Origin of the sequence: Glycomyces artemisiae (genome assembly GCF_003002955.1) — a bacterium.
In the GTDB taxonomy this organism is placed as follows: domain Bacteria; phylum Actinomycetota; class Actinomycetes; order Mycobacteriales; family Micromonosporaceae; genus Glycomyces; species Glycomyces artemisiae.
In genome coordinates this window covers 121,796-138,389 of record NZ_PVTJ01000002.1, presented here as the reverse complement: position 1 = coordinate 138,389, position 16,594 = coordinate 121,796, and the positions used below count along the sequence as shown (strand labels likewise).

Below are 16,594 nucleotides of genomic sequence, written 5' to 3'. Positions count from 1 at the left end.
GGCGATACCCGGGGTTGACTCGCGGGTGCCGCGTAGTCCCCACGGTGTACGGGCATTGCCTCCCTCGGCCCGATGCATCGGGCGGGTCGCGCCGCGACCATTGCGTTCATGAAGCGGCGTAATGCACTGAAGTGGACCCTCATCGGTGTCGGCGGCGGCGTGGGCGTGATCGCGCTCGGCGGGGCCGGGACCGTCGCGTACCTGTGGAGCAGCGCGAAGCTCGACACCGCCGGGAAGGTCGACTTCGACAACCCCCTCGCGATCCCCCCGCTCGCGGAGTCCGCCGACGACCCCTCCGGCGCCCGCGTGTTCCACCTCGACATCAAAGCCGGCACCACCGCGCTCAAGGACGGCGCCGAGACCGCCACCTGGGGGATCAACGGGAACTTCCTCGGCCCCACCATCCGCGCCAAGCGCGGCGAGGAGATCGCGTTCTCCGTGTACAACGGCCTCGACGAAGGCACCTCGATCCACTGGCACGGCATGCACCTGCCCGCCGTCATGGACGGCGGCCCCCACCAGGAGATGGAGCCCGGCGGCGACTGGACCCCCCAGTGGACGCTGAACCAGCCCGCCGCGACCCTCTGGTACCACCCGCACCCGCACGGCCGCACCGCACACCACGTCTACAAGGGACTCGCGGGGATGTTCATCATCGACGACGAGGAGTCCGAGGCCCTGCCGCTGCCGTCCACGTACGGCGTCGACGACGTCCCGCTCATCGTCCAGGACCGCAACTTCAACGGCGACAACCAGTTCGAGGACGGCGGCTCGTTCATGAGCATGCAGGGCATCCTCGGCGACGAGATCATGGTCAACGGGACCCTCGGCCCCTACTTCGACGTGACCACCCGCCTCGTGCGCCTGCGCCTGCTCAACGGCTCGGTCTCGCGCCTCTACAACTTCGGGTTCGGCGACGACCGCCCGTTCCAGCTCATCTCCACCGACGGCGGCCTCCTCCCCGAGGCGTGGGAGACCGACCGGCTCCAGCTCTCACCGGGCGAGCGCGCCGAGATCGTCGTCGCCTTCGAACCCGGCGAGACCGCTGTGCTCAGGTCCCACCCGGCCGCCGAGGGCTACACGGGCCCGCTCGCCCGCGTCAACGGCGCCGAGGACCTCCTCGACGTCTGCCAGTTCCGGGCCGCCGACGCGCTCGCCGACGAGACCTCGGTGCCGGAGGCCATGGGCGCGGCCCCCGACGTCGACCCCGCCGAGGCCGCCGAGGAGCGCTCGTTCTCCCTCTCCGGGTTCAGCCAGATCAACGGCGAGGCGATGGACCTGGCGCGCATCGACTTCGGCGTCCGGGAGGGCACCGTCGAGGTGTGGGAGGTGACCAATGCCGACGGGTACATGCACAGCTTCCACGTCCACGACGTCCAGTTCCGGGTCCTCGACGTCGACGGCGCCGAGCCGCCCCCGCAGCTGCTCGGCTGGAAGGACACCGTGCAGCTCGTCCCGCAGCGCAAGTACCGGCTGGCCATGCGGTTCGCCGACTACACCGACCCGAACCTGCCGTACATGTTCCACTGCCACATCCTCGCCCACGAGGACTCGGGGATGATGGGCCAGTTCGTGGTCCTCGGCGAAGGCGAGGAGATCGGCGAGGTCCCCGCGCCCGCACACGCGACGCACGGCTGACAGGACAGCGGCGCCGGGCCCCGGTCCGTAGGCACCACGGGGGGCCCGGCGCCGCTCTAAGTCGTTGCGGGGCTTAGAGGGAGCAGGCGGCGATGTGCTTGGCGACCGCGGGCAGGTCGACGTTCTCCTTGAACTCGAAGCGGACCTTGCCGAGCCCGGAGAACCACAGGTCCAGTTCGCCGTCGTTGTCCATGAGACCGTCGGTCTCCACCGAGTACGCCTGGACCTTGCTGAAGGGGAGGGTCGTGTAGTCCTTCTTGCGGCCGGTGATGCCCTGGACGTTCACGGCGATGATGCGCTTGTTCGTGAAGACGATGAAGTCGCGCACGCCCTCGAACGTCAGCGCCACCTCCTCGCCGTCGACCAGCAGCGGGGCGACCTCGTCGCGGAAGCCGGGGTCGTCGGTGAGCTTGAGCTTGAAAACCGAACCATTCTCGAAATCGATCATGCGGGCAGGATACCGACTCCCACCCACGCCCCGGTCAGTGCGGATACTCCTGCGCCGCAAGGGCCGTCGCCTGCGCTACGACCACTTTCAGCGGGCGCCCGAGCGCGGCCGCCGCGGCCGCCGCGTCCTCGTACTCGACCGACGCGTTGACGACCTCGCCGTGCTCCAGCGCGGTCTTCACCCCGATCGACTGACCGTCCACATCGACGACCGTGTAGCGGCGCTCCAGCGCGTACTTGTCGATCTCGTACGAGCGCATGCCGATCGTCGTCGTGTGCCGCACCAGCGCCGACCGCACCGCGGCCACCGCCTCCGCCCGGCACAGCACGTGCACTGTGTGCGCGGGACGGCCCTTCTTCATGAGGATCGGCGTCAGCCACGCGTCCGACGCGCCCGCCTCCAGCAGCGCCGCGAGGGCCGAGGGCCACAGCCGCGGGTCGAGGTCGTCGACGTTCGTCTCGATGACCACCGGCTTCGCTCCGACGCTGCCGACGCCGTGGTCGTGCGGATCGCGGACCGCCTGCGGCCCATGGGCATGGCCGTGATCGTGCCCTGCCGCAGCATCCATGTGACGACCGTGCTCATGCGGTTGCGCCTGCTTTTGGGACGCGGCCCCGACCCGGTGGACGTGCGCATGCGCCGCCCGCCGCGCCGTCTCCACCTCGCGGCCGATCACGATGCGCAGCAGGTTCGCCCGCTCCTGCGGATCGCGCCCGCCCGCGCCGACGCCCACCCGCTCCACGACCATCTCCGGCAGCGGCCCGTACCCCGAGGCCGCGGCCGCGACGATCGCCGCGCCCGTCGGCGTGCACGCCTCGTACGGCACCGCGCCCACCACGGGCGCGCCCGCGTCGGCGAGGACCCGCAGCACCGCCGGGGCAGGCAGCGGGATCGACCCGTGCGACCCGCGCGTCGTGCCGCCCCCGAGCGTCACCGTCGACGCGGTGACCTTCGCGAGCCCGAGCGACGCGAGCCCCGCGGCCGCGCCCACGATGTCCGCGATCGAGTCGAGCGCCCCCACTTCGTGGAAGTGCACGTCCTCCTCGTCGATCCCGTGCGCCGCGGCCTCCGCCGCCGCCAGGCGCGCGAACGCCCCCAGCGCCAGCTTCCGGGCCGCCTCGTCGAGGTCCGCGCCTTCGAGCATCGCCCGGATCGACCGCCAGCGCCGGTCGTTCGCGGCCTCCGGGACCTCCACGTCCACCTTCGTGCCCGCGAGCCCGTGCCGGGCGACCCGCTTGGCGTGCAACCGGATCGGCTCGGTCCCGAGCGAGTCCACCGCCGCCTGCATGAGTTCGAGCGGCACCCCCGCGTCGACCAGCGCCCCCAGGAACATGTCGCCGGAGGCGCCCGCCGAGCAGTCGAGCCACGCGACCGTCATCGCTCCGCCTTCACGTTCAGGATCCGGGCCGCGGCCATCGCCGCCCCGAACCCGTTGTCGATGTTCACCACCGTCACGCCAGGCGAGCACGAGTTGAGCATCGTCAGCAGCGGCGCGAGCCCGCCGAACGCGGCCCCGTACCCGACCGACGTGGGCACCGCGACGACCGGCGCGGACACGAGCCCCGCCACGACCGACGGCAGCGCCCCGTCCATGCCCGCCACCACGATCACGCACACCGCTTCGCGCAGCTCCGGGAGCTTGTCGAGGAGCCGGTGCAGCCCGGCCACGCCCACGTCGGGGATCAGGCGCGCGTCGAGGCCGTTCGCGCGGGCCGTGACCACGGCCTCCTGCGCCACCGGCAGGTCCGAGGTCCCCGCGCACACCACCGCGAGCGGCCCGGACTCGGGCACCGGGAACTCGCCGACGGCGCACACGCCCGCCTCCACGAGCACCGGCTCGCCCGCGAACCGCTCCCGCACGGCCGCCGCGCACGCCTCGTCGCAGCGGGTCGCCACCGCGACCCGCCCCGGGTGGGCCTCGCGCAGCGCCGCGAGCGCACCCGCGACCTGCGCCGGGGTCTTGCCCGCCGCGTACACGGCCTCGGCCGTGCCCGTCCGGGCCGGCCGCCCGACGTCGATCTTCGCCCACCCCAGGTCCCGGTAGGCCCCTTCCTCGTAACGCACGCCCACTATCCTCCCACCCGTCACCCGCCACCGCCCAAAACCGTCGCCGCGGCCGACTGCCCGCCCCTCGCCCGAGCCGCCGCGCGTCGGCGACCGGCCATCCGACGTTCACCCGAAGCGGACGTGTTCACCGCCACAACGCGAACCGGACACCGCGGAGCGACCACGCCGTCGCCCCCACCGTCTATCGTTCAAAGGGTGTCCCACCCGCTGATCGCCGCCCACAGAGGCGCGAACGAGTTCCTGCCGGAGCACTCCCTCGCCGCGTTCCGCCAGGCCATCGTCGAGGGCGCGGACGGGTTCGAGTTCGACATCCGCCTCACCGCCGACGGGCACCTCGTCCTCCACCACGACCGCACCGTCAAGCGCACCTCCGACGGCAAAGGCGCCGTGGCCGACCTCACACTCGCCCAGTTGCGGGAGTTCAACTTCGCGCACCAGTACCCCGACTGCGCGGGCAATCCCGAGGCCGAGCGCATCCCCACCCTCGAAGACGTCTTCGGGCTCGTCGTCGACTCCGGCAAGGACCTCAAGCTCCTCATCGAGGCCAAGCACCCCTCGAAGTTCGGGCCCCGCCTCGAACTGCGGCTGTGGGAGACCCTGAAGCGCTGGCCCGGGCTCGACGTCACGGTCATGTCCTTCTCGCGGGCCGCGCTCAAGACCTGGCGCGGCCTCGACGCCGACACGCCGCTGGTGTGGATCTTCGAGTACCCGTTCCGGCGCCCGCCCGAGGGGGTGCAGATCCTCTCCTCGCGGGTCGACTACATCGATTCGACCCCCGATTTCGTCGAACGCAGCCACGAGGCGGGGTACGAGGTGTACACCTGGACCGTCAACGACGCCGACACGGCGCACCGCATGGCGGGCCTCGAAGTCGACCTCATCATCTCCGACCGGCCCGCCGCGATCCGCCAGACCCTCACCGGCTGATCCCGGCGCCTCAAGACGGACTCAGGGTCCGACGGTAATGCTGGCGTCGCGCCGATGTTAAAGGTAGGTTGCTGTATAGCCTCCCCAGGGCACGTCGGAAGGAAGGGAGAACGCGATGCCAGCTGCGATACCGGCGCCGGAGCGGCTGCGCGTCCCCCACCAGTCCGGGGCGCCCGGCCAGGTCCGCCGGTGGCTGCGCGACGCGCTCCCCGACCTCCCCGACGAGGCCCGCGACGACCTCCTGGTGTGCGCGACCGAGCTCGTCTCGAACGCCGTCCGCCACGCCCGGCCGCTCCCGGGGAACGAAGTGTGCGTCGCCTACGTCCTCGGCCCCGCCGACGTCGAGGTCCGCGTCATCGACGGCGGCTCCCGCACCCACCCCCACGTGTGCTCCGTGAACCTCGACTCCGCGCACGGCCGCGGCATGTTCATCGTGTCCAAACTGTCCACCGACTGGGGCGCCCGCACCCTCGGCGACGGCACCCAGGAAGTCTGGGCGAGGATCCCCTTCCACTAACCGGTCCCGGCGGCGCCCGCTTGTCGGACCCCGGTGTCACCCTTGTGATCGGGGCCCGCGATCCGCGCCTTCCCGGGGCTCGCGGCCGCCGTCCTGCGGGGCGGGTCCGGTCACCGTACGATGTCCGGGTGTCGCACCGTCCGCTCTCCATCGACCTCGCCCTGTACGCCGCCGCCGCGATCTTCGCGGGCGCGACGGCGCTGTGGACCACCCTTGTCCCGCACGAGGTCTGGGGCGCCGTCGCCATCGGCGGGTACCTCCCGGCGGCGGTCTGCACCGCGGTCCTGCTGACTCAGACCGGGGCGGTCTGGCGCGGCCGGGCCGTCGTCGCGGGCGGGGCCGCGGTCGCCGTCACCGCGTTCCCGCTGGTGTTCATGGCGGTCGAGCGCGCGATCGGCGTCGGCGAGCGCCGCGCCCAGTCCGAGGTCGAGGTCGTCGAGGAGTCCGGCGCGCGCCTGCTCGACACCGGCAGCCCCTACCTCCACGCCGACGTCATCACCACCCTCCCGAACCCCGTCCACGGCTACAACCCGTACCAGCCGGGCATGGCGGTCTTCGGGTTCCCGGCCGCGCTGTTCGGCCAGCACTGGTGGACCGACGCCCGCATCTACTTCCTCCTCGCCGCCGCGGCCTGCGCGTACGGCGCGTTCCGGCTGCTGCGCACCCGCCCCGGGGTGCTCGGCGCCGGGAAGGGCCCGCTGCTGCGGGCGTTCCAGGCGATGTTCGTGTTCCCGGTGTGCGCGTTGACGTTCGCGACCGGCGGCGACGACATGCCGGTGGTCGCGCTCCTGGTCCTCGCGCTCGCGTTCGCGCACCGCGAGCGGTCCCTCGCCGCGGGCCTGGCGGTCGGCGCGGCGGCGGCGCTGAAGCTGTTCGCGTGGCCCGTCGCGGTCGTCATGGCGTTCCTGATGTGGCGCCAGGGCGGCCTGCGCCGCTTCGCCGCGGGCTTCGCCGTCCCGGTCGTGGCCACGATGGCGCCGGTGCTCGCGGTGGACGCGCGCGGGTTCTTCGACAACGTGATCGCGTTCGGCTTCGGGCACGGCGTGGTCGAGTCCCCGGCGCAGTCGCCGTTCATCGGCTACCTCGTCGTCAACTACCTGCCCGCCGGGGACCTCATCGCGAAGGGCCTGCTGGGGCTCGCGGCGGTCGTGATCGCGTGGCTGCTGTGGACGCGGCCGCCGTCGACGGCCGCGGCGGCGGCGATGTGGTGCGCAGCCGGTCTGACGACCGCGTTCCTGCTCATGCCCGCGAGCCGCTTCGGGTACATGCTGTACCCGGTGGTGCTGCTCGGCTGGTGGCTGCCGCTGCGCGACGCGGTCGCCGGGGCCGCGCACGGGACGCTGTTCGCGGGCGTCGACGTCGGGGACGAGGCGGTCGACGAACTGGAGCACGAGACGGGCCCGGGCCCGTCGATGGCGGTCGAATGGTGGCGCTGACGAGTGGTGGCGCTGGGGAACGGGGGTCCTAGACCGCCATGTCGACGAAGCGCGACAGGTGGAGCTGGGCCGCCACGGTGATCGTGTCCGTGGCGCCGTTGCGGTGCTTGGCGACGATGAAGTCGGCCTCGCCCGCGCGCGGCGACTCCTTGTCGTAGTAGTCCTCGCGGTGCAGGAGGATGACGACGTCGGCGTCCTGCTCCAGCGAGCCGGACTCGCGGAGGTCGGACAGCTGCGGGCGCTTGTCGGTGCGCTGCTCGGGACCGCGGTTCAGCTGCGCGACCGCGATGACCGGGCACTGCACCTCCTTGGCGAGGAGCTTGAGGCCGCGGGAGATCTCGGAGACCTCCTGCTGGCGCGACTCCACTTTCTTCGGCGAGGTCATGAGCTGGAGGTAGTCGACGACGATGAGCTTGAGGTCGTGGCGCTGCTTGAGGCGCCGGGCCTTCGCCCGGATCTCCATCATGGTCATCGACGCGGTGTCGTCGACGAACAGCGGCGCCTCGGAGATGTCGCCCATGCGCTTGGCCAGGCGCGTCCAGTCGTCGTCGGAGAGGTCGCCCGAGCGCAGGACGTGCATGGGGACGCGCGTCTCGGCGCTCAGCAGGCGCATCACGATTTCGAGCTTGCTCATTTCGAGGGAGAACAGGGCCGCGGCGTGGCGGTGGTGGAGGGACGCGTGCCGCATGAAGTCCATTGCGGCCGTGGACTTCCCGGCGCCGGGGCGGCCGGCGACGATGATGAGCTGCCCGGCCTGGAGGCCGGAGAGGAGCCGGTCGAGGTCGGCGAAGCCGGTGGGGATGCCGGTCATGACGCCCTGGTTGGCGCCGATCGCCTCGATCTCGTCCATGGCGGGCTGGAGGAGGTCGGAGAGGACCGCGAAGTCCTCGCTCTGGCGGTTGTCGGTGACCTCGTAGACGGCCTGCTGGGCGAGGTCGACGAGGTCGTCGATGTCGCGGCCGCCCTGGCCGCCGCCGTACCCGTACTGGACGACCTTCGTGCCGGCCTCGATGAGGCGGCGCAGGATCGCCTTCTCCTTGACGATCTTCGCGTAGTACCCGGCGTTCGCGGCCGTGGGCACGGTGTTGAGGAGGTCGTGGAGGTAGGGGCCGCCGCCGATCTTGGCGAGGTCGCCGGTGTCGGCGAGGGCCGCGGCGATGGTGACGGCGTCGGCGGGCTCGCCGTTGCCGAACTTGTCGATGACGGCGTCGAAGATCATGCCGTGGGACGGCTTGTAGAAGTCGCCGGGGCCGAGGACCTCGATGACGTCGGCGATGGCGTCCTTGCTCATGAGCATGCCGCCGAGGACCGACATCTCGGCCTGGAGGTCCTGGGGCGGGGTGCGCTCGAAGGTGCGGGCGCCGCCGCCCCCGTGGCCGTTGCCGCCGCCTCCGCCGCCCGCGAAGGGGTCCTCCGGGGGCGTGTCGAAATAGGACCCGTTCGCTCCGTTGGCGCCTCGCGAGAAGACGCCGTCCGTCGACACGTCGGCCATGCCGTCCACCCCCTCGGTCACCGTGCGTTCATGGAGACAGTACCGCCCGCATACGACAGAAGGGCGGCGTCAATGACGCTATGTCGCGCCGGGCACGGTTGCAAACGACCCTGTGGACAACCTGTGGACAAGGTTGTGGATAACCTGTGGATAACCCGGCCCGGGCCTGTGGACAACCTGTGGACAACAACGCGACCGGGCCTCGGATGCGGGTCGGGAGCTGCGGGGACGCCGTCCACTGCCTGTGGACGGAAATCCGTTCGTGCCAACTTGCCGATAGCATGGGGGCGACCCCGGCACGGATCAGAAGAGAGACCGGCTCATGACCGCTCCGCAGCGCCCCGAACGCAGGCCCCGGCTCGACCCCGAAGGCGACGACCGGCCGGGGGAGCGCGCGTTCACCCCGACGCTGCTCGTGACGCTCGCCTGGTACGCGGTGCCGGCGGTGGTCTACCTGACGTGGGTGGTGTCGCAGCCGCCGGTGGACGCGAACTGCGCGGCGTCGGGGTGCACGGTGGCGGGCCGGGTCGGCGCGGCCGTCGCGGGCGGCTGGGCGTGGACGCTCTCGTCGCTCACCGCGAGCCTCCTCGTCGCGGTCCTGCTGCGCCTCCCGCGCGCCGGATGGCGTGCGGGCGTAGCGGGCTCGGCGGCGGCGATCCTCGGTGCGGGGCTCGTGACGGTGGTCCTGCGGACCGCGGGCTGGGTGATCTGACGCCGTACGGGCGGCCCCGGGTACCCACCCGAACCCACCTTCACCACACCAAACTGAAAAAGACCACCCTTTCATGGGGGTACGACAAAGGCCCGCGACCGGATGGTCGCGGGCCTTCGACGTGCTTTGCCTACTTCTTGCGGCGCTTGGCCGGGGTGACCTGGAGCTTGAACTTCGCGGTCACCTCCGGGTGCAGCTTGACCGTGACGTCGTAGGTGCCGACCGACTTGATGGTCGAGGCCAGCTCGACGCGGCGGCGGTCGATCTTCGGGCCGCCGGCCTCGTCGACGGCCTTGACGATGTCGGCCGCGGTGATGGAGCCGAAGAGGCGGTCGCCGTCGCCGGTGCGGGCGACGATGTGGGCGTCCGTCTGCTTCAGCTGGTCCGCCACCGAGCGGGCCTTGTCCAGGTCGTGGATCTGGCGGGAGGCGCGAGCGCGCTGGATCGCGTCGACCTCCTTCTGGCCGCCCTTGGTCCAGGCGATCGCAAGGCCCTGCGGCAGCAGGTAGTTGCGGCCGTAACCGGGCTTGACCTCGACCACGTCGCCGGCCGAGCCGAGGTTGGGCACCTCATGAGTCAGGATGATCTTCATGTTGCGCTCCTTCCTAGCGGGTCTGGCTGGTGTACGGGAGCAGGGCCATCTCGCGGGCGTTCTTGACGGCCGCGGCGATCTGGCGCTGCTGCTGGGTGGTCACGCCGGTCACACGGCGGGCACGGATCTTGCCGCGGTCGGAGATGAACTTCCGCAGCAGCGCCGTGTCCTTGTAGTCGACGTAGGTGATGCCCTCTTTTTCAAGCGGGTTGGGCTTCTTCTTCGGCTTCCGCAGGGGAGCCGATTTCGGGTTGGCCATGTCTCTGTCTTGCCTCTTACTCGAGATCGTTCCGGGCTGGGCGCCCGGTTAGAACGGCGGGTCCTCGTCGAAGCCGCCGGAGCCGGCGGCGCTGGCGCCGCCCGCGGGGGCGGCCGAGGCCCAGGGGTCGTCGGGCATCGAACCGCCGCCGGAGCCGCTGCCGCCCCCGAAGGAACGGCCGCCGCCTCCGCCGCCGGACGCGCCGGACCGGTTGAGCTTCGCGGTGGAAAAACGCAGGGCCGGGCCCACTTCGTCGACGTCGAGCTCGTACACAGTGCGCTTCTCGCCCTCGCGGGTCTCGTAGCTGCGCTGCTTGAGCCTGCCCTGCACGATCACGCGGGTACCGCGCGAAAGCGACTCGGCGACGTTCTCGGCGTACTGGCGCCAGACGCTGCAGGTGAGGAACAGGGCCTCACCGTCCTTCCACTGGTTCGACTCGCGGTCGAACGTGCGCGGGGTCGATGCGATGCGGAACTTCGCGACGGCGGCACCGGACGGCGTGTAACGCAGCTCGGGGTCGTCGACGAGGTTGCCGATAACCGTGATGACTGTCTCTCCTGCCATGACCTATCTCCTTGACGGTCTCGCAGTTGCAGGGTCGGGTTACCGAAGCTCCGGTCGCAGCACCTTGGTCCGCAGCACCGACTCGTTGAGCCGCAGCTGACGGTCCATCTCAGCGACGGGACCGGGCTCGGACTGCAGGTCGACGACGGCGTAGACGCCCTCGTTGCTCTTGTTGATCTCGTATGCCAGACGGCGACGGCCCCAGACGTCGATCTTGTCGACGGCCCCTCCGGCGTCCTTGACGCCCTTGAGGAACTTCTCCAGCGTCGGGCCGACCTGTGCCTCCTCGATGTTCGGTTCGAGGATCACCATGAGTTCATAGTGACGCAAGATCGATCCACCTCCTTCGGTCTCAATCGGCTGCGGTCTCTCCGCAGCAGGAGGAATCACTTGCGCGCTGCCGCGCCTCGCGGCGGGCAACCTGGCAATCGTACCTGCTTACAGGCGGTGCGGCCGGGGCCGCTCCGCCTGGGTGTGACGGTACCCGCCGGGTCCGACAGGACCGGGCGCGACACCGCCCCGAAACGGCCGCGGCGTCCGGTTCGGACCGAAGCCGCGCCGCGCCCGGCCCGCGCGGGGAGCCGCGCTAAGTTCGATGTCATGACATCGGAGTTCCACTACACCGACCTGCTTCCCACCGGCCCGGACACCACCGAGTACCGCCTGCTCACCACGGACGGGGTGAGCACCGTCGAGGCCGCCGGGCGGCGCTTCCTCACCGTGGAGCCCGAGGTCCTCACGCAGCTCGCCGCGGAGGCCGTCAAGGACATCTCCCACTTCCTGCGGCCCGCGCACCTCGCGCAGCTGCGGTCCATCCTCGACGACCCCGAGGCCAGCGGCAACGACCGCTTCGTCGCCATGGACCTGCTCAAGAACGCGAACATCGCCTCCGGCATGGTCCTGCCCATGTGCCAGGACACCGGCACCGCGATCGTCATGGGCAAGCGCGGGCGCCACGTCCTCACCGACGGCCGCGACGCCGAGCACCTCTCCCGCGGCGTCTGGCAGGCCTACCGCGACCTCAACCTCCGCTACAGCCAGATGGCCCCGCTGACCATGTGGGACGAGAAGAACACCGGCTCGAACCTGCCCGCGCAGATCGACCTGTACGCCGAGGGCGACGACGCCTACAAGTTCCAGTTCATCGCCAAGGGCGGCGGCTCCGCGAACAAGTCGTTCCTGTTCCAGGAGACGAAGGCGATCCTCAACCCGGACGCGATGATGCGGTTCCTGGAGGAGAAGCTCCGCCAGATCGGCACCGCCGCGTGCCCGCCGTACCACCTCGCGATCGTCATCGGCGGCACCAGCGCCGAGTACACCCTCAAGACCGCGAAGTACGCGTCCACGAAGTACCTCGACTCGATGCCCACCGAGGGGTCCCCCTCCGGGCACGGCTTCCGCGACACCGCCCTGGAGCAGGAGGTCCTGGAGCTCACCCGCCAGTTCGGGATCGGCGCCCAGTTCGGCGGCAAGTACTTCTGCCACGACGTGCGCGTCGTCCGCCTGCCCAGGCACGGCGCGTCCCTGCCCGTCGCCATCGCCGTCTCCTGCTCGGCCGACCGCCAGGCCATGGCCAAGATCACCGCCGAGGGCGTGTTCCTGGAGCAGCTGGAGCGCGACCCGAGCCGGTACGTGCCCGAGGTCTCCGAGGACGACCTCGACGACGACGCGGTCCGCATCGACCTGAACCGGCCCATGTCCGAGATCCGCGCCGAGCTGTCGAAGTACCCGGTCAAGACCCGCGTGTCCCTCACCGGGACGCTCGTGGTCGCCCGCGACATCGCCCACGCGAAGATCAAGGAGCGCCTCGACGCGGGCGAGGAGCTGCCGCAGTACCTCAAGGACCACGCCGTCTACTACGCTGGCCCCGCGAAGACCCCCGAGGGCTACGCCTCCGGGTCATTCGGGCCCACCACGGCCGGGCGCATGGACTCCTACGTCGACCAGTTCCAGGCCGCGGGCGGCTCGTTCGTCATGCTCGCCAAGGGGAACCGCTCGCAGCGCGTCACCGACGCGTGCAACGCGCACGGCGGCTTCTACCTCGGGTCCATCGGCGGCCCCGCCGCGAAGCTCGCCCAGGAGAACATCAAGTCGATGGAGGTCCTGGAGTACCCCGAGCTCGGCATGGAGGCCGTCTGGAAGATCGAGGTCGAGGACTTCCCGGCGTTCATCGTCGTCGACGACAAAGGCAACGACTTCTACGAGGCGACCCGCCAGCCCGTCCTCACCGTCGGGCGCCGCCGCCACATCACCGTCACGTAGTCGCGGATGCACATAGGACGCTGAGACGTCCGGCCGCCGGCCCCGGTGTCGGCGGCCTTTTTCGTTGTGCCCCTTGGCTACTCGGGTGAGATGTGAGGCGGCGCACAACGCTTGTCCGGATCAGTGCGAACGGCCAGAACCGATTCACCCGGTCGGGGGAATTCTCGGGCCGCGACTGTCGCCCCTGTGCCCTTCCGAGCGGTTTCATCGGTGTGCAAACCATCGCACAATCCGCATTCCGAATAAACGCGCGGCACGCGGAACCCCCTCTCCGCGATTACGATCCGATCATCCTTACTGCTCAGTACCCACCCCTCGGAATCCGCGATGATCGAACACTTCTCCCACGGGTACGCCACCCTCCCCGTGGCCTTCCTGGTCTCCATGACCGGCTCCGCCCTCGGGCTGCTCCTCGCCCGCCACGCCCGCCGCCACAAGGGCGCGGGGCGGCGCGCCCTGTGGCTCACCGTCGCCGCGTTCGCCATCGGCGGCACCGGGATCTGGGTCATGCACTTCGTTGCCATGCTCGGCTTCGCCGTCCGCGACGCCCGCATCCTCTACGAGCCGTGGACGACCGCGCTCAGCGCCCTCATCGCCGTCGCCGTCGTCGCCTGCGGCCTCTACGCCATCGGCCTCGGCCGCTACACGCCCCTCAAACTCGCCGCCGCCGGGACCCTCACCGGCATCGGCGTCGCCGCCATGCACTACACCGGCATGGCCGCCGTCAGCGCCGACGTCGAACTCGACTACCGCCTCGGCTACGTCATCGCCTCCGTCGCCATCGCGATCGGCGCCGCCACCACCGCCCTGTGGCTCTCCTGGCGCCTCCAAAGGGCCTCCTCCATGTGGCTCGCCGCCGCCGTCATGGCCCTCGCCGTCAACCTCATGCACTACACCGGGATGCTCGGCCTGGTCGCAGGCGGCGAGGCCGACGAGGCCCCGCACGGCGTCGACGCCGTCGACCTCGTCTTCCCCATGGCCACCCTCACCGCGATCGTCCTCCTCTTCCTCGTCTTCACCGTCGTCATGGTCCCCACCGACGAGGAGCTCAAAGCCGACGAGCACCTCTCCTCCCTCCAGCGCCGCACCACCGACCGCCCCGTCGCCGGCCGCAAGCCCCCGCGCTACTGAACGCGCGGACCGGCCCCGCCCTACGAGGGCGGGGCCGGTCCTCTTTGCGAGAGAGGGTGAAGCGGTTATCCGACGGTGTTGGCGAAGTTGTAGCCGTTCGTCTTGTCCCAGTTGATCGACCAGGTCATCGCGCCGCCCATGCCCGGGTAGGACTGGGAGGGCACGAAGTCGCCGCAGCGCTGGCGGGTCTCCAGGCAGGTCAGGGCGTCGTTGACCATCGTCGGGTTGACGTAGCCCGAGCCCGCGGCGCTCTGGACGGCCGGGAGGCCCAGGCCCACCTGGGACGGGGCGAGCCCGGCCTGGAGCTGGATGCAGGCCTGCGCGGTGAGGAAGTCGATGTCGCCCTGGGCGTACACCTGGCCGTTGCAGCCGAGCATGGAGCCGGAGTTGTAGTACTGCATGTTGACGATCGTGAGGAGGTCCTTGGTGTTCACCGCGAGCTGGTAGTACCCGGCCGAGGTGGACTGGAAGTCGATCGTCTGCGGCGCCATCGTGTACGTGAAGCCGGGCTTGGCGCCGGCGACCTGGCGCAGCGCGGTCTCGATCGCGCCCGCGTTGATGCCGTGCTCCAGGTCGATGTCGACGCCGTCGAAGCCGTACTCGTTCATGAGCGACACCACGGAGTTCGCGAACGCCGCGGCCGTGGCGGCGTCGTTGATCGTGACGTTGCCGCGCTCGCCGCCCACGGAGATGACGACGTCGCGGCCCTGGGCCTGGATCGCGTCGATGTCGGCCTTGAACTCGGCCTCGGTGTACCCGGCGCCGGTGAGGCTGGAGTCGAGGGCGAAGTCGATCTGGCCGGGCGTGGTGGTGGACTCGGCGAAGGCCACGGCGATGATGTCGTACGCGGCGGGGACGGCGTTGAGCTCCATGACCCCTGAGCCGTTGTCGAAGTTGTGCCAGTAGCCGGTGAGGAGGCGGTCGCCCTGGCCGGGGCCGCCGGTGGGCTCCTCGGTCGGCTCCTCGGTGGTGGGCGGGTCGGTCGGGCCCGCGCCGTCGCAGGCGCCGAGGTCCTCCCAGACGCCCCACTGGCCGGTGGTGCCGGGGGTCTCGCCGGTGGTCCACCACTTGGCGCGGTACTCGCGGTCCTGGTGGCTGACGCGGTCGCCGCCGACGTAGACGGCGCTCGACTGCCAGGGCGCGCCTTCGCAGGCGGCCTCGGCGAACGCGCCGTTCGCGAAGGCGACCGGCAGGGCGACGGCGCCTGCCGCGGCGAGAGTGGCGGCGGCGATGACGGCCGCGGATCGTAGGCGTCGCAAGGGACCTCCATATATTTAAAGATTCCTAAATGTATGTCTCCAATCGTGTCGGTCATCACGGCGCTTGTCAAGGCCCCAGGGCGCAGAAAAATCCGACTCGCCCGGTTTGCGGGCCGCCTTGCGAAGACCCGCAACCGAACGAGTCGGATACTTTACTGTTCGTGTCTATGCGGCGCCGCGCCGCTCCCGGCGGCCCTCCCCGCGCAGCCGCCGCTCGCGCTTCCCCCGCGCGAGCTCGGTCTCTAGTGCGTCCAAGGGACCCGCGAACGCGTCCTCGAACCGCGCGAGCCACGCCCGCACCCGGTCCAGCCCCGCGTCGTCGACGCCGTAGATCCGGCGCGTCCCCTCCGCCCGCACCGTCACCAGGCCCGCCTCGCGCAGGACCTTGAGGTGCTGGGAGACCGCGGGCTGGGAGATGCCGAGGCCCTCGCGCATGACGGCCGCGACGTCCCCGGCCGGGCGCTCGCCCGCGCCGAGCAGCTCCATGATGCGGCGCCGCACCGGGTCGCCGAGCGCGTCGAATACCAAGTCCGACATCGGGCCTCACTCTCAACGACTTCGCGGCAGGGACCGCGCAATTATGCCGAGCCCCTCACGCCTCCTCGGGCGGCACCGTGAAGAACTTGATCGCGTTGGCCGCGGCGGCCTTCGCGGCCTGCGGCGCGTCGCCGTCGGCGATCGCGGCCTCGCCCCAGGACTCGCCCGCGATCGTGGAGAACCGGACGCCGACGGGGCTGACCGCCCACTTCTCGGCCTCGGCCTGGTCGACGTCCTCCCCGCCCGCGAGGTGCAGGTCGAGGCCGAACAGGGCCGAGTCCCAGCCGATGCCGACCGCGCCCGGACCGAACTGGCCCCAGAACTCGGGGTCGACGAGCGCCTCGTGGACGAGTTCGAGGACCGTGCCGTCCGCGGCCTCGCTCAGGTGGACTTCGAGCCAGGAGACGCCGCCCATGAACTCCCACGTGACGGCGAGTGAGGCGGGCGCGTCGCAGCGCTCGATGAGGCCCCCGGCGTTCCCTTCGAGCTGGTACCGGCCGCCTTCGCGCAGGTCGCCGCTGAGCGGCAGGAACCAGCGGGGGATGCGGTCGGGACTGGTGACGGCGTCCCAGACGTCCGCGCGGTCGGCGCGGTAGGTGCGGCGCGCGACGACCAGGCGCGTCGGCTTCCCGTCGCGCTCGCCGGTGCGGACCTCCCGCGCGACCGCCTCGACGGCCGCGATCGGGTCTACGGCATCGAACATGTGCCCCTCCTAATATAAGTTGAGACTTATACTAGGAGGGTGCGGGGCCT

General features: G+C 70.9%; 18 protein-coding genes. 7 read left to right on the top strand and 11 right to left on the bottom strand.

The features are described 5' to 3' along the window. Positions 1 to 108 precede the first annotated feature (108 nt). A complete protein-coding gene (locus tag B0I28_RS05130) occupies positions 109 to 1,638 on the top strand; it encodes a multicopper oxidase family protein (RefSeq protein WP_106362745.1) in 1,530 nt (509 codons plus the stop codon). Positions 1,639 to 1,711: 73 nt separating this feature from the next. Here the strand turns inward: B0I28_RS05130 and B0I28_RS05125 are convergent, their stop codons facing one another. Genes B0I28_RS05125 through larB form a run of 3 tightly spaced genes read right to left on the bottom strand, consistent with a single transcriptional unit; the run spans position 1,712 to position 4,150 of the window. Beyond that, positions 1,712 to 2,086 (bottom strand): PH domain-containing protein, encoded by a 375-nt coding sequence (locus B0I28_RS05125; RefSeq protein ID WP_106362744.1) that lies wholly within the window; start codon positions 2,084 to 2,086, stop codon positions 1,712 to 1,714. 34 nt (positions 2,087 to 2,120) lie between these two features. Beyond that, on the bottom strand, positions 2,121 to 3,464 hold the full coding sequence (gene larC / locus B0I28_RS05120; protein ID WP_106362743.1) for a nickel pincer cofactor biosynthesis protein LarC: 1,344 nt from the start codon (positions 3,462 to 3,464) through the stop codon (positions 2,121 to 2,123). Next, complete coding sequence (gene larB, locus B0I28_RS05115; RefSeq protein WP_245888888.1) at positions 3,461 to 4,150, bottom strand: nickel pincer cofactor biosynthesis protein LarB; 690 nt, start codon at positions 4,148 to 4,150, stop codon at positions 3,461 to 3,463. Before larB ends, larC begins: the two co-directional genes overlap by 4 nt. A 198-nt stretch (positions 4,151 to 4,348) precedes the next feature. Between larB and B0I28_RS05110 the strand changes: the two genes are divergently transcribed. The 3 genes from B0I28_RS05110 to B0I28_RS05100 all read left to right on the top strand — a co-directional run bounded on the left by B0I28_RS05110 (position 4,349) and on the right by B0I28_RS05100 (position 7,033). Beyond that, positions 4,349 to 5,080 (top strand): glycerophosphodiester phosphodiesterase, encoded by a 732-nt coding sequence (locus B0I28_RS05110; RefSeq protein ID WP_181245642.1) that lies wholly within the window; start codon positions 4,349 to 4,351, stop codon positions 5,078 to 5,080. Between the two features lie 115 nt (positions 5,081 to 5,195). Then, on the top strand, positions 5,196 to 5,597 hold the full coding sequence (locus tag B0I28_RS05105) for an ATP-binding protein (RefSeq protein WP_106362741.1): 402 nt from the start codon (positions 5,196 to 5,198) through the stop codon (positions 5,595 to 5,597). A gap of 128 nt (positions 5,598 to 5,725) precedes the next feature. After that, a complete protein-coding gene (locus B0I28_RS05100) occupies positions 5,726 to 7,033 on the top strand; it encodes a glycosyltransferase 87 family protein (RefSeq protein WP_106362740.1) in 1,308 nt (435 codons plus the stop codon). Positions 7,034 to 7,061: 28 nt separating this feature from the next. On the opposite strand, the gene dnaB is transcribed toward B0I28_RS05100, so the two are convergent. Beyond that, positions 7,062 to 8,546, bottom strand: a complete 1,485-nt coding sequence (gene dnaB, locus B0I28_RS05095; protein WP_245888887.1) for a replicative DNA helicase — start codon at positions 8,544 to 8,546, stop codon at positions 7,062 to 7,064. Between the two features lie 301 nt (positions 8,547 to 8,847). On the opposite strand from dnaB, the gene B0I28_RS05090 reads away from it, so the two are divergent. Continuing rightward, on the top strand, positions 8,848 to 9,237 hold the full coding sequence (locus tag B0I28_RS05090; RefSeq protein ID WP_106362739.1) for a hypothetical protein: 390 nt from the start codon (positions 8,848 to 8,850) through the stop codon (positions 9,235 to 9,237). A 130-nt stretch (positions 9,238 to 9,367) separates the two neighbouring features. On the opposite strand, the gene rplI is transcribed toward B0I28_RS05090, so the two are convergent. From rplI to rpsF, 4 genes are read right to left on the bottom strand one after another with little or no spacing between them, the layout of a single operon-like run. Further along, a complete protein-coding gene (rplI, locus tag B0I28_RS05085; RefSeq protein WP_106362738.1) occupies positions 9,368 to 9,829 on the bottom strand; it encodes a 50S ribosomal protein L9 in 462 nt (153 codons plus the stop codon). 13 nt (positions 9,830 to 9,842) lie between these two features. Continuing rightward, positions 9,843 to 10,088 carry a 30S ribosomal protein S18 gene (rpsR, locus tag B0I28_RS05080; RefSeq protein ID WP_106362737.1) on the bottom strand — a complete coding sequence of 82 codons (246 nt, stop codon included), beginning with the start codon at positions 10,086 to 10,088 and terminating at the stop codon, positions 9,843 to 9,845. 48 nt (positions 10,089 to 10,136) lie between these two features. After that, a complete protein-coding gene (locus B0I28_RS05075) occupies positions 10,137 to 10,652 on the bottom strand; it encodes a single-stranded DNA-binding protein (RefSeq protein ID WP_106362736.1) in 516 nt (171 codons plus the stop codon). A gap of 39 nt (positions 10,653 to 10,691) precedes the next feature. After that, positions 10,692 to 10,982: a 30S ribosomal protein S6 gene (gene rpsF, locus B0I28_RS05070; RefSeq protein ID WP_106362735.1), complete on the bottom strand. Its 291-nt coding sequence runs from the start codon at positions 10,980 to 10,982 to the stop codon at positions 10,692 to 10,694. A gap of 270 nt (positions 10,983 to 11,252) precedes the next feature. Between rpsF and B0I28_RS05065 the strand changes: the two genes are divergently transcribed. Beyond that, entirely contained in the window at positions 11,253 to 12,914 is a 1,662-nt protein-coding gene (locus B0I28_RS05065; RefSeq protein ID WP_106362734.1) for a fumarate hydratase, read from the top strand. A gap of 327 nt (positions 12,915 to 13,241) precedes the next feature. Further along, on the top strand, positions 13,242 to 14,045 hold the full coding sequence (locus tag B0I28_RS05060) for an MHYT domain-containing protein (RefSeq protein WP_106362733.1): 804 nt from the start codon (positions 13,242 to 13,244) through the stop codon (positions 14,043 to 14,045). A gap of 65 nt (positions 14,046 to 14,110) precedes the next feature. Here B0I28_RS05060 and B0I28_RS05055 read toward each other — a convergent pair whose 3' ends face one another. The 3 genes from B0I28_RS05055 to B0I28_RS05045 all read right to left on the bottom strand — a co-directional run bounded on the left by B0I28_RS05055 (position 14,111) and on the right by B0I28_RS05045 (position 16,544). Continuing rightward, positions 14,111 to 15,304 carry a glycosyl hydrolase family 18 protein gene (locus B0I28_RS05055; RefSeq protein WP_106362732.1) on the bottom strand — a complete coding sequence of 398 codons (1,194 nt, stop codon included), beginning with the start codon at positions 15,302 to 15,304 and terminating at the stop codon, positions 14,111 to 14,113. Positions 15,305 to 15,469: 165 nt separating this feature from the next. Further along, on the bottom strand, positions 15,470 to 15,841 hold the full coding sequence (locus tag B0I28_RS05050; RefSeq protein ID WP_106362731.1) for an ArsR/SmtB family transcription factor: 372 nt from the start codon (positions 15,839 to 15,841) through the stop codon (positions 15,470 to 15,472). A gap of 55 nt (positions 15,842 to 15,896) precedes the next feature. Further along, entirely contained in the window at positions 15,897 to 16,544 is a 648-nt protein-coding gene (locus tag B0I28_RS05045) for an SRPBCC family protein (RefSeq protein ID WP_106362730.1), read from the bottom strand. Between the last annotated feature and the right edge of the window lie 50 nt (positions 16,545 to 16,594).